Below are 12,909 nucleotides of genomic sequence, written 5' to 3' on the forward strand. Positions count from 1 at the left end.
GAATGCCTCAGCGGACGCTCCGCGTTAGGCTCTTGGGACGCGGAGCGTCCCGGGCTGCGTTCCCACGCAGAGCGTGGGAACGATCAATCAGGCGTCGGGATCAGAACCGCTCGATCGACCGCGAATTCTGCACCCGCTCCACTTCCTTCGGCTTGTACGCGCAGTAACCCGGGCGCGGGCCGATCTTAGGGTGGTTGCGGCAGGTGTCCGGGCGCTTGTCATAAATGGTGCACAGGCGGCTCTTACGATCCAGGTAGTAGCAATCGTTGTTGCTCATGCGCTGCAGGGTGAAAATCCCCGACTTCTGGTTGAAGCGCTCGACCAGCCCTTCCTTTTGCAGACGCTTGGCGATGTTCTTCGGCGGGTCGCCCAGTTCGAACTCGTCGACCACACCGATACGCACCAGATCCTTGATCTTGACCTCGACCGGCAGCGTGCAGCAGCTGGAAACGCACGAGCCGCACATCGGGGCCGAATATTTGGCCCAGGTATCGAGACGGTCGATCTCGGCTGCGGCGATCAGGTTGGGCTTCATCATCGGTGTTTACCAGGCGTGTGCATCAGGGCGCGCGATCATACCGGGACTGGTGGATTTTTGAACAACCTTTCGCCAGATTTTTTCTTCATGCGCGCACATCGTCCGACAATTCGGCACGGCCCCTGCATTCATTGAGGCATTCGCCAGAGTATTGCCGGTCGATCTCACACTCTCGGTAAAAACTGCCGAACCAGAGCCCTTACCGTCGGTCAGACCGTCTAGGCTCTGACAACTCCCCGCTCGCTCGAGGTCCTATCGATGACTCAAGAACCACTAGTTCGCGAAGCAGAGGTGGCCGCATTCCGCGACGCCGTCCTGACCAAACTCACCTATGCGGTGGGCAAAGACCCGGATCACGCCTTCGACCATGACTGGTTCGAAGCCATCGCCCTGGCGGCGCGCGATCACATGGTCGAGCACTGGATGGACCACACCCGGCAGATTTACCGCAAAGGCCAGAAGCGGGTGTATTACCTCTCGCTGGAATTTCTCATCGGCCGTTTGCTGTACGACAGCCTGAGCAACCTCGGTTTGCTGGACGTCGCCCGTGAAGCCTTGACCGAACTGGGCGTCGATCTCGAGCGCATCCGCATCCTGGAGCCGGATGCGGCGCTGGGCAACGGTGGCCTCGGACGGCTGGCGGCGTGCTTCATGGAAAGCATGTCGACCCTCGGTATCGCCGGCCACGGCTACGGCATTCGTTATGAGCACGGGTTGTTCCGTCAGGCCATCGTCGACGGCTGGCAGCAGGAACAGACCGAGCACTGGCTGGATTTCGGCAACCCCTGGGAGTTCGAGCGGCCAGAGGTGGTCTACCCGATCGGCTTTGGCGGCAGCGTCGAGACAGTCACCGACGCCAGCGGCAAGTCCCGGCAAGTCTGGCACCCGGCGGAAACCGTCCGGGCGATTGCCTATGACACACCGGTGGTCGGCTGGCGCGGGGCGAGCGTCAACACCTTGCGCCTGTGGCGGGCGAGGGCCATGGAAGACCTGCATCTGGAGCGCTTCAACGCCGGTGACCATCTCGGTGCCGTCGCCGAAGTGGCCCGGGCCGAAAGTATCTCCCGCGTGCTTTACCCGGCGGACAGCACCGAAGCCGGGCAGGAATTGCGCCTGCGTCAGGAATACTTCTTCGTCGCCGCCTCGCTTCAGGATCTGCTGCGCCGTCACCGCAACATGCATACCTCGGTGCTGACCCTGGGCGATCATGCGGCGATCCAGCTCAACGACACCCACCCTTCGATCGCCGTCGCCGAACTGATGCGCCAACTGGTCGACGTCTACGACGTGGCCTGGGACGCGGCGTGGCAAGTCACCGTCGACACGCTGTCGTACACCAACCACACGCTGCTGCCCGAAGCGCTGGAAACCTGGCCGGTGGGGCTGATGGAACGCATGCTGCCGCGGCATATGCAGATCATTTATCTGATCAACGCCCAGCACATCGATTCGTTGCGGGCCAAGGGCATCCACGATTTCGACGTGCTGCGCGCGGTGTCGCTGATCGAGGAAGACAACGGTCGCCGGGTGCGCATGGGCAACCTGGCGTTCCTCGGTTCTCACAGCGTCAACGGTGTGTCCGGGCTGCACACGCAGCTGATGCGCAAAACCGTATTTGCCGAGCTGCACAAGCTGTATCCGGAGCGGATCAACAACAAGACCAACGGCATCACCTTCCGCCGCTGGCTGTACCAGGCCAACCCGGAACTGACGTCGATGTTGGTCGATGCCCTTGGCGCCGACGTGCTGGACAACCCTGAAGAGCGTCTGCTCGATCTTGAGCCGTTCGCCGAAAAACCAGCGTTCCGCAAAGCCTTCGCCGAGCAGCGGCTGCACAGCAAAAAGGCCCTGGCTTACCTGATCCATGAACGGCTGGGGATCGCGGTCAACCCGGCGGCGATGTTCGACGTGCAGGTCAAACGGATCCACGAATACAAGCGCCAGTTGCTCAACCTGATGCACACCGTCGCGCTGTATCAGGCGATCCGTGCCGAGCCGGAAATCGACTGGGTGCCGCGGGTGAAAATCTTCGCCGGCAAGGCTGCGGCGAGTTATCACCAGGCCAAGCTGATCATCAAGCTGACCAACGACATCGCCCGGGTGGTGAACAACGACCCGACCGTGCGTGGCCTGCTCAAAGTGGTGTTCCTGCCCAACTACAACGTCAGCCTGGCGGAGAGCATCATTCCGGCGGCGGACCTGTCGGAGCAGATCTCCACCGCCGGTTTCGAAGCCTCGGGCACCAGCAACATGAAGTTCGGCCTGAACGGCGCGCTGACCATCGGCACCCTCGACGGTGCCAACGTGGAAATGTGCGAAAACATCGGCGCCGAGCACATGTTTATCTTTGGCCTCAGTGCCCAGCAGGTCGAAGCGCGCAAGCAGAACCACGAGTTCAGCGCGGTGCCGGACATTGCCGCGTCCCATCGCCTCAACGATGTGTTGCAGGCGATTCGCAGCGGGGTGTTTTCGCCGGACGACACATCGCGCTACACCGGGCTGATCGATTCGCTGGTGGATTACGACCGGTTCTTCGTCTGCGCCGATTTCGACTCCTACTGGGAGGCGCAGATGCGCGTCGATGCGCTCTGGCACGACGCCAATAACTGGTGGCGCTCGGCGGTGCTGAACACCTCGCGCATGGGCTGGTTCTCGTCCGACCGGACGATCCGCGAGTACGCCACGGATATCTGGAAGGCACTGGAGTAACTTTTAGCGACAAATGTGCGCCCGGCCCCACGATTGTTGGGCCGGGCCGATATACTGAGCCTTGGTTCCGCCCCGCCACGGGGCTGCTCAGGGATATCGACCATGCAATGGATGTTCATGTTGATCGGGCTGCTGCTCGGCTGGCTGCTCGACGAGTCGTTCAGCGATGCGCTGTTGGGCGCGTTGCTGGGGCTCGCCATCGGGCAGGCGATGCGCATCGCGCGGCTCGGTTCACAGGCTGCCGAGCAACAGCGTCAGCTGGATCACGCGAAGATCGCGTTGCAGGGCGTCGAACAGCGACTGTTTCTGCTGGAGGGCACTCCAGTGCATTCGCCAGCGCCGCCGAGTGTCGCGCCGGCCAGCGAAACGATCGTTGAACCCGTCACGGTATTTGAACAACCCTCTGCCGCAGAACCCGAGCTGATCTGGGAGCTGCCACCCGAACTCGAACCTGTTGCCGTCGCCGCCAGCGAATCCAGTCAGCCGCTGCCGGTCGATGTCTGGCGTCTGGACGCCGTTACGCCTGAACCTGAACCCCGACAACCCGCCGAACCTCGTGGCCCGAACCTTATCGAGCGCGGCATCAGCGCTGCGCGCAACTGGCTGTTCGGTGGCAACACCGTGCTGCGGGTCGGCGTGGTGCTGTTGTTCTTCGGTCTGGCGTTCCTGCTGCGCTACGCCACCGAAGGCATGGTGGTGCCGATCGAATTGCGTTACGCCGGGGTCGCGGCAGCAGCGCTGGGCTTGCTGGCGCTGGGTTGGTGGTTGCGCCATCGCAACAACAGCTACGCCTTGATGTTGCAAGGCACCGGGATCGCGGTGTTGTACCTGACGGTGTTTGCGGCGATGCGTTTGCACCCGCTGCTCGATCCGTCTGCTGCGCTGGGCTTGCTGGTGGCGGTGACGGTGTTTTCGGCCATTCTGGCCATCACCCAGGATTCCCTGGCCCTGGCCTGCGTCGCCGCACTGGGCGGTTTCGCCGCGCCGATCCTGACCTCCACCGGCGCCGGCAACCACGTCGCGCTGTTCAGTTATTTCGCGCTGCTCAACGCCGGCATTCTGGCCATCGCCTGGTTCAAGGCCTGGCGCCTGCTCAACCTGATCGGCTTCGTGGGCACCTTCGGCATCGGTTTCGCCTGGGGCCTGCGTTCGTACACGCCGGAACTGCTGTGGAGCACCGAACCGTTCCTGATGCTGTTCTTCCTGATGTACCTCGCCATCGGCCTGCTGTTCGCCCGACGCAAGTTGCTGGACATGCCGGATGCCCCGGCGGACGACGAGCGCGAGGCGCTGCTGCACTGGTCGGCGCGCAAGGGCGATTACGTCGACGGGACGATGCTGTTCGGTCCGCCGCTGGTGGGTTTCGGCCTGCAATTCGCGCTGGTCCAGCATCTGGAATTCGCTGCCGCGTTCAGTGCGCTGGCGCTGGGCATGATCTACATGGCCCTCGCCAGAATGCTGATAGGCGGTCGGGCGATGTTGCTGGGCGAGACTTGCCTGGCGCTCGGGGTGATTTTCGCCAGCCTGGCGATCCCGCTGGGGCTGGATGCGCGCTGGACGTCCGCGGCCTGGGCGGTGGAGGGCGCGGGGATTTTCTGGCTCGGTTTGCGTCAGCAACGGCCGTTGGCACGGGCCTTCGCATTGCTGCTGCAACTGGGTTCGGCGCTGGCGTTTCTCAGCCAGTTACGTGTCGGCGAAAGCAGCCTCCTCGACGGCGCGCCGCTGGGGGCATTGATGCTCGGCGCGGCGTTGTTGTTCAGCTTCTATCAATTGCGCAAGGCGTCGCCGGAGCAAACCTCGCTGTGGGAGCGTCAGGGCTTGCCAGTGCTGACGTGCCTGGGGCTGACCTTCCTGTATCTGCTGGCGCCGCTGTTCTTCTTCATTCAGGGCACGGCGATCAGTTGGGCATTGGCCGGGCTGGCGACCTTGTTCGTCGGCTTGCGCCTGCAATCGCGCACGTTCCTGTTCACCGCGTTTGCCGTGCAACTGCTCGGCGGGGCGTTGTTCCTGTTGCGCCTGCAAGGGGCGGGCGAGGATTCGGCGGCCGTGTTCAGCGCCGGTTGGAGCGGTCTGCTCAGCGCCTCGTTGATCGGTCTGGCGCTGATCGCCGGCATGCTGCTGGCGGCGCGCGACGAGATGGTGCGCAGCGATGTTCGCCTGCTGCGCGGTTTGTCGGTGGTGCTGCTGGCGGGTCTGGTGCTGATCAATCTGGCGGTGTTGTTTGTGCTGCCGTGGCAGACCGCGAGCGCAGTGTGGGCGGCCAGTGGTTTGCTGATCATCTGGCTCAGTCTGTACCTCAAGCAGCGCGTGAGTTTTGTGTTCGGTCTGCTGTTGCAACTGATCGGCGGCGCGGCGTTTCTGCTTGCCGGCCCCGAGTTGTTGGGGCCGCTGTCCAGCGAGGGGCTGCGACCGCTGGCCCATGGCGGATTCTGGACGCCGCTGGTGCTGGGTCTGGCGGCGATGATCGGGGCGTGGCGCCTGCAATTGGGCAATCACGCTTCGGCGTTCGATGTGCTGAGCCTGCAGCGACTGTCCGACGTGTTGCTGGTGTGGGGCGTCGGTTGGTGGGCGCTGGCGTGGTTCAGCGAAGTGATGCGGTTTGCGCCGGTGAATCTGGAAAAATCGCTATTGCTGCTGGTCGCCGCGTTGATGGTCGCGTTGTGGGCGGTGTTGGCCTTGCGCCTGAAATGGCCGTCGCTCGGTCTACTCTGCACCTTGCTGATTCCGGTGGCCGGGCTGGTGTTGCTGGTCTCGTGGCATTCGCGTTATCACCCGGCGGCGGATTTCGGCTGGTTGGCGTGGGCGGCGGTGTTCGTTGTGCATTTCATCAGCCTGCGACGTCTGGCACCGATGTTGCTGGCGCGGGCCTTGAGCACGGCCCATGTGCTCGGTTGCTGGCTGCTGATCGGCGTGCTGGCGCTGGAATTGCGCTACGGCCTGCTGCTGTTGTCCGAGCAGTACAACGCCTGGCGCTGGCTGGGCTGGGCGATTCTGCCGAGCGTGTATCTGTTGCTGATGGCCGCACCGCGTCAGTGGCCATGGCCGGTGGCAGCGTTCCCTCGCCAATACCGTTTGTATGCGGCGGCGCCGCTGGCGGTGCTGATGCTGGTCTGGTTCTGGCTGGCTAATGGCGTGAGTGATGGCAACGCCGAGCCGCTGCCTTACGTTCCGCTGCTCAACCCACTGGAGCTGGGTCTGCTGTTTGCGTTGTTCGGTGTCTACGTCTGGTCGCGCAGCGCCGTGGCCGAGCTTTCGATTCGCCAGGATTACGCGGCATACGTTACGCAACTGATTGCCGGCGTTTCGCTGTTCGCGTTCTGCACTGCGCTGGTCACCCGCGCTGCGCACCATTGGGCGGGGATTCCGTTCGAGCTGGATCTGCTGCTCGAATCGATGCTGGTGCAGGCCGGTCTGTCCATCGTCTGGACGCTGATGGCGCTCGGGCTGATGATCGGCGGGCATCTGCGCCATCGCCGCGAAGTGTGGCTGATCGGCGCGGCGCTGATTGCGCTGGTGGTGGCCAAACTGATTTTTGTCGAATTGAGCAACCGTGGCGGACTGGCCCGGATCGTCTCGTTCATCGGCGTTGGTGTGTTGTTGCTGGTGGTGGGCTATTTTGCGCCGCTGCCGCCCAAACGCGTCGAAGCTGCACCGGCGGCGGACCAGTCGGCCCCGGAAACCGAAGGAGTGTCGTCTTGAGTCGCAAGCTTAATCTCGGGTGGCTGTTGCTGGGCGTGGCCATGGCGGCCGGCGCCCAGGAAAAACCGGCGGACTTCGTCGCGCAGGTGCCGTTGTCGGTCAGTGGCGCAGGCCCGTGGTATCGACTCGAACTGCCGCTGAGCGTGCAGTTGCAGGCGCGCCAGACTGATCTCAGCGACCTGCGGGTGTTCAACGCCGCCGGAGAACCGCAGGCCTATGCGCTGGCCCGGGAATCGGCGCAGACTCGCGATGATGGCCAGTTGCATGAGGTGAAGTGGTTCCCGCTGTACAACTCGGCGGATGCCACCGAGCGTGCGCCGAGCGTACGCGTGCAATCCACCACCACCGGTACGCTGGTGGAAGTGCAGCCTTCCAGCCAGCTCGAAGCCGGGGAAGAAGTGCTGCGCGGTTGGCTGCTCGACGCCAGCGCGATCAAGGCGCCGTTGCAGCAGTTGATTCTCGATTGGACCAGCGAGCGCGACGGTTTCCAGCGTTTCAGCATCGAGGCCAGCGACGACCTGCAGCACTGGCAGGCTTGGGGCGAAGGTCAGGTGGCGCGCCTGACCTTTGCCGACGAACGGGTCGAGCAGCATGAAGTGGCGCTGCCCGGGCAATCGGCGCGGTATCTGCGTCTGCTGTGGGATTCGCCGGCCTCGGCGCCGGTCCTGACGTCGGCGCAACTGAAAAGCAGCGACCCGCGCAACCTGCCGCTGCCATTGGTCTGGTCGCCGGCACTGGCCGGCAGCAGCGGCAAGCCCGGCGAATACACCTGGCAGTTGCCGATGGGGCTGAACATCGAGCGGGTGCAGGTCGAACTGAAGCAGGCCAACAGCCTGGCGCCAGTGACACTGTCGGGGCGTCGCGAAAGCAGTATGCCGTGGCAACCGTTGAGCAGCGGCTTGCTCTATCGCCTGACCCAGAATGGCCAGGACGTGGTGCAGAACGAATTGCAGCTCTACGGCCAGACCGTGCAGCAGTTGAAACTGACGGTCGACGAACGCGGCGGCGGTCTCGGCGAGCAGGCACCGAGCGTGAAATACGCGGTGCGCGCCACTCAGGTCATTTTCCTCGCGCGCGGCGACGGACCGTACAGCCTGGCGCTGGGCAATCCGACCGTGAAGACGGCAAACCTGCCGCTGACCACGCTGATCCCCGATTTCAAACCGGAGAAACTGGCCACGCTGGGCAAGGCCACGGTGCAGGGTGAAGCGCTGACGACTCAGACCTCGACGGCCACCACGGCTGCGACCACCGACACCCACTGGAAGAAATTCGGCCTGTGGGCGGTGCTGCTGCTCAGCGTGCTGTTTCTGGCGGCGATGGCCTTCAGTCTGTTGCGCAAGCCGTCGGCCAAGTCCTGAATATGACGGGTGTGACCTCCACACCCGTCGGGTTTGCATCTACGCTGAATCCGGTGCCTGAACTCTCTCGGTTCGATCACGTCTGATAGCAGGAATTGCCCCCGACGCACGTTACCGGCGTCATTGCTCGCTACGGTTTCAGACTCCCTGTAAACTGCGCGGGTTTTTAGCCCCCCATTCCACCGGAGCCGTCCATGTCCCGCGTTACCCTGAGTCGCTATTTGATTGAGCAGACCCGCAGCAACAACACTCCTGCCGATCTGCGTTTCCTGATCGAAGTGGTGGCGCGCGCCTGTAAAGAAATCAGCCACGCCGTGTCCAAAGGCGCCCTGGGCGGTGTTCTGGGCAGCATGGGCACGGAAAACGTGCAAGGCGAAGTGCAGAAGAAGCTCGACGTGCTGTCGAACGAAATCCTGCTCGAAGCCAACGAGTGGGGCGGTCACCTGGCCGGCATGGCGTCCGAAGAAATGGACAATGCCTACCAGATCCCGGGCAAATACCCGAAAGGCGCCTACCTGCTGGTATTCGACCCGCTGGACGGTTCGTCGAACATCGACATCAACGCCCCGGTCGGCACTATCTTCTCCGTGCTGCGCTGCCCGAACGAATACCTGAGCCAGAACGAAGCCCTGAATGAAAAGGCTTTCCTGCAGCCAGGCACCCAGCAGGTGGCTGCCGGTTACGCGATCTACGGTCCGCAAACCATGCTGATCCTGACCCTGGGCAATGGCGTCAAGGGCTTCACCCTGGACCGCGAAATGGGCAGCTTCGTGCTGACCCACGAAGACATCACCATTCCTGAATCCACCCAGGAATTCGCCATCAACATGTCCAACCAGCGTCACTGGGAAGCTCCGGTACAGCGCTACGTTTCGGAGCTGCTGGCCGGTGAAGAAGGCCCGCTGAAAAAGAACTACAACATGCGTTGGGTCGCGGCGATGGTTGCCGACGTGCACCGCATCCTGACCCGTGGCGGTCTGTTCATGTACCCGCGCGACAGCCGCGAGCCATCCAAGCCGGGCAAGCTGCGCCTGATGTACGAAGCCAACCCGATGTCGTTCCTGGTGGAACAGGCGGGCGGCGCTTCTACCGACGGCCACCAGCGCATCCTCGATATTCAGCCTGAAGGCCTGCACCAGCGCGTAGCGGTGTTCCTCGGCTCGAAAGAAGAAGTCGCCCGCGCCACGGCTTACCACAAGGAATAAACCATGACCGCGCCCTGGCAGCCGTTGCTCGATTGGTGGTTCGGTCATGCCGAATCGGCAAAGGATGTAACGGCTGAAAAGGGCAAGTTGTGGTTTGGCAAGAAAGACAGCCAGGACCTCGAAGCGCGTGAGCGTTTCGGGGTCTTTGTCGATCAGGCCCTCGCTGGCGAATTGGCCGAGTGGACGCAACATCCCGAAGGTTGGCTGGCGCTGGTGCTGCTGCTCGACCAACTCCCGCGAATGATCTTTCGCGATACGCCCAAGGCTTTTTCCGGTGATCTACGGGCACAGAAACTGGTGGCTCAGGGGATTGCCGCAGACTTCGATCGGCAGTTGAAACCGATCCAGCGACTCTTCATTTACCTCGTCTTCGAACACTGCGAAAACCTCGCGGTGCAGAATGAAGCGGTCTCGCGATTCATCGAACTGGTGGCTGAGCAGCCGGAGGCGGAGCGTGGGGTGTTTGCCGACAACCTGGATTATGCCGAGCGGCATCAGAAGGTGATTGCGCGGTTTGGACGGTTTCCGCATCGCAATGCGGTGTTGGGGCGGGAGTCTACGGTTGAGGAGCTGGAGTTTCTTTCGCAGCCGGGGTCGAGTTTCTGAAGCTGCATCAGACTCACGGATTGCCTTGAAGCAAACGCTTCATCAAGAGTGCAGGCAGGTTTTTTCTCGTATCGGCGATGATATGGATATAGATGGTTTGCTCTCGGACTTCATAAATGATGCGATTCAAGCCAGAGATGACTTGTCGATATTGACCAAGGTTCAGCCTTTCTATTTCTTCGGGAATGGAACCTGAATAGGGTAAGGATGCGAGACTGCGAATAGCGATCTTCAAGCTGGCATAAGTGCTATGCCAGGTTTGAGGTGAGAACTGTTTGATGAGGTAGGTGCGAAGATCTTTGAGATCTGTTTCGGCGGACTGAAGAATAACGACCTTCAAACTCATTGGGGGTCGATCCTGTCCAACTCTGCGAAAACGTCTTCAACGTCCCTGTACTTGCCTTCCTCAATTTCTCGATTTCCCATGGCAAGCAGTTTGAGCAGAGCCATTGTTTCTTCCTGCTCTTCAAAACTTTTGACGTCCATGACTACAAGCTTCGCTTCGCCGTTCTGGGTAATCACCAGCGGCTCACGGCTTTCGCTAATCGTTTTGACGATTTCGGCGGTATGGCTTTTCAGGTAGCTGATGGGTTTGATCTGGGATGAAAGCTTCACGGGCTGCGCCTCGCTGAGTGGACTAGGACTGAGTTTAGTCTTAATTCAGTCCTGAGTCAGTCTGAGGTGACAAGCGTGTCTAGCGTTGTTCCGTCTTCGCGGGTTCAAGCGCGAAGACGGCTTCGAACGACTTAGATTCGGAAGCTGCCAACCAACTGCTTCAACCGCGCAGCCTGCTGCTCCAGATCCGCACAAGCCCGCAAAGTCGCCTGCAAGTTCTCCACACCTTCCTGGTTCAGCGTGTTGATCTCGTTGATATCAACGTTGATCGACTCGACCACCGCCGTCTGCTCTTCCGTCGCGGTCGCCACCGACTGGTTCATGCCGTCGATCTCGCCGATGCGCTGGGTCACGCTGCCCAGGCGTTCGCCGGCCTGGTTGGCGATGCCGACGCTGCTTTCGCTCTCACGCTGGCTCTCGGTCATGATGCCGACCGCCTGACGTGCGCCGACCTGCAGCTCTTCGATCATCTTCTGCACTTGCTGCGCCGAATCCTGGGTGCGGTGCGCCAGGTTACGGACTTCGTCGGCGACCACGGCGAAACCGCGACCGGCCTCACCGGCACGGGCCGCTTCGATCGCGGCGTTGAGCGCCAGCAGGTTGGTCTGCTGGGAGATGCTGGTGATCACTTCCAGAATCTGCCCGATGTTCACGGTGTTGCTGTTCAGGGTTTCGATGTTGCCGCAGGAGTCGCTGATCTTCGCCGACAGCTGTTGCATGGCGTGGATGGTTTTATCCACCACCTGCTGGCCGTCTTCGGCCAGGCTGCGCGCATCGCTGGAATGTTGCGAGGCGAGGGCGGCGTTCTGGGCGATTTCCTGGGCGGCGGCGCCGAGCTGGTTGATCGCGGCGGCCACGCTGTTGGTGCGCGAGGCCTGTTGGTCGGAGTTGAACATCGACGAGTTCGACGCCGCGACCACGCGCAGGGCGACTTCGTTGACCTGGCCGGTGGCCGACGACACTTCGCGGATCGAAGTGTGGATGCGCTCGACGAAACGGTTGAAAGAGGTGCCCAGTGCGCCGAACTCATCGTTGCCGTGAATGGTCAGGCGTTTGGTCAGGTCACCTTCGCCTTCGGCGATATCGTGCATGGCGCGGCCCATGGTCAGCAGCGGCTGCATCAGGACGCGGATCAGCATGCCGAGCAGGGCGATGATGATCACTACGGCAATGACCATCGCGATCAGCGCCGAGGTGCGGAATTCGCTGAGCATCGAGAACGCGGTGTCCTTGTCCAGCACCAGCGCGACGTACCAGTCGGCCGACGGCACGCCGTTGACGCGGGTGAAGGAGATCAGTTGGGTCTTGCCGTCGAACTCGACTTCTTTCAGACCCGGGCTGACTTTCGGCGCGCCGTTGGGGTAGGCCTCGGCCAGGGTCTTGAGCACCAGCTTGCTGTCCGGGTGGATCAGGATCTTGCCGTCGGCACCGACGATGAACGCGTGACCGTGGCCGCCGAAGTTCAGCGAGTTGATGATCGCACTGACGCTCGACAGATCAATGTCGGCGCCGGCCACACCGATCATCTGGCCCTGGCGCTGCACCGGGGTGGCGACGGTGATGACCAGTTTGCCCGACGAGGCGGCGATGTACGGTTCGGTGACGATGGTCTGTTGCGCAGCGTTGGCGGCCTTGTACCAGCCACGGGCGCGCGGATCGTAATCCGGTGCGCGGTTGCCGGCCGGAACCGAGAACATCACACCGTCGGCGCCGCCGAAGTAGCTGAGCTGGAAATTGCCGGTGTAGGCGGGCAGGTCGATGATGCGTTTCAGGCTGGCCGGGGCGTTGCCGTCGGCGACAACCTGTTGCGCCATCGATTGCAGCAACTGGATGCGGCTTTCCAGCCAGGTCTGGATGTTGCTGGTGGTCAGGCTGCCCAGTTCCTGCATCGACGCTTCGGTGCTGCTTTGCAGGGCTTCGCGCTGGCGATAGTCGTTGAACAAAATGAAACAGGCGAATGCAACGGCCACCACAAGGGCGGCAGCCAACAAGATCTTGTGGCTGAATTTCATGTTTCTGGTCATTAAGAGAGCTACCGCGAAGGGGCTGGTCAAGAAAGGGCGGCAATTTGCCACACTATCGGGCTTTGCGCTGCACTTATTTCGACCGTGGCGCGCCAAAGATTAGGCGGCTTTTGTGAAAGTCGACGAAATGCTCAATAGCCCCACAAAGTGTC

Annotated in this window: 9 protein-coding genes; 5 read left to right on the forward strand and 4 right to left on the reverse strand. The window is 62.0% G+C overall.

Going from position 1 to position 12,909, the window contains the following annotated elements; genetic code table 11:
- Positions 1–100 precede the first annotated feature (100 nt).
- Positions 101–538 carry a YkgJ family cysteine cluster protein gene (locus BMZ46_RS13075; protein WP_007952500.1) on the reverse strand — a complete coding sequence of 146 codons (438 nt, stop codon included), beginning with the start codon at positions 536–538 and terminating at the stop codon, positions 101–103.
- Between the two features lie 258 nt (positions 539–796).
- Here BMZ46_RS13075 and BMZ46_RS13080 point away from each other — a divergent pair, with 258 nt between their 5' ends.
- From BMZ46_RS13080 to BMZ46_RS13100, 5 genes are all read left to right on the forward strand, one after another.
- On the forward strand, positions 797–3,247 hold the full coding sequence (locus tag BMZ46_RS13080) for a glycogen/starch/alpha-glucan phosphorylase (RefSeq protein ID WP_074689522.1): 2,451 nt from the start codon (positions 797–799) through the stop codon (positions 3,245–3,247).
- Positions 3,248–3,349: 102 nt separating this feature from the next.
- Positions 3,350–6,946, forward strand: a complete 3,597-nt coding sequence (locus BMZ46_RS13085; protein WP_074689524.1) for a DUF2339 domain-containing protein — start codon at positions 3,350–3,352, stop codon at positions 6,944–6,946.
- A complete protein-coding gene (locus BMZ46_RS13090; RefSeq protein ID WP_039764701.1) occupies positions 6,943–8,307 on the forward strand; it encodes a DUF3999 domain-containing protein in 1,365 nt (454 codons plus the stop codon). The genes BMZ46_RS13085 and BMZ46_RS13090 overlap by 4 nt, the downstream gene beginning before the upstream one ends.
- A gap of 194 nt (positions 8,308–8,501) precedes the next feature.
- A complete protein-coding gene (locus BMZ46_RS13095) occupies positions 8,502–9,512 on the forward strand; it encodes a class 1 fructose-bisphosphatase (RefSeq protein WP_065261556.1) in 1,011 nt (336 codons plus the stop codon).
- Positions 9,513–9,515: 3 nt separating this feature from the next.
- A complete protein-coding gene (locus tag BMZ46_RS13100) occupies positions 9,516–10,118 on the forward strand; it encodes a DUF924 family protein (RefSeq protein WP_074689526.1) in 603 nt (200 codons plus the stop codon).
- Positions 10,119–10,131: 13 nt separating this feature from the next.
- On the opposite strand, the gene BMZ46_RS13105 is transcribed toward BMZ46_RS13100, so the two are convergent.
- From BMZ46_RS13105 to BMZ46_RS13115, 3 genes are all read right to left on the reverse strand, one after another.
- Positions 10,132–10,464, reverse strand: coding sequence for a type II toxin-antitoxin system RelE/ParE family toxin (locus BMZ46_RS13105; protein ID WP_039764706.1), 333 nt, complete (start codon positions 10,462–10,464; stop codon positions 10,132–10,134).
- Positions 10,461–10,733, reverse strand: a complete 273-nt coding sequence (locus BMZ46_RS13110) for a type II toxin-antitoxin system Phd/YefM family antitoxin (protein WP_039764708.1) — start codon at positions 10,731–10,733, stop codon at positions 10,461–10,463. Before BMZ46_RS13110 ends, BMZ46_RS13105 begins: the two co-directional genes overlap by 4 nt.
- Positions 10,734–10,864: 131 nt before the next feature.
- Positions 10,865–12,757: a methyl-accepting chemotaxis protein gene (locus BMZ46_RS13115; RefSeq protein ID WP_217634494.1), complete on the reverse strand. Its 1,893-nt coding sequence runs from the start codon at positions 12,755–12,757 to the stop codon at positions 10,865–10,867.
- Between the last annotated feature and the right edge of the window lie 152 nt (positions 12,758–12,909).

The sequence above is a fragment of the Pseudomonas sp. NFIX49 genome, from assembly GCF_900115915.1.
In the GTDB taxonomy this organism is placed as follows: domain Bacteria; phylum Pseudomonadota; class Gammaproteobacteria; order Pseudomonadales; family Pseudomonadaceae; genus Aquipseudomonas; species Aquipseudomonas pharyngis.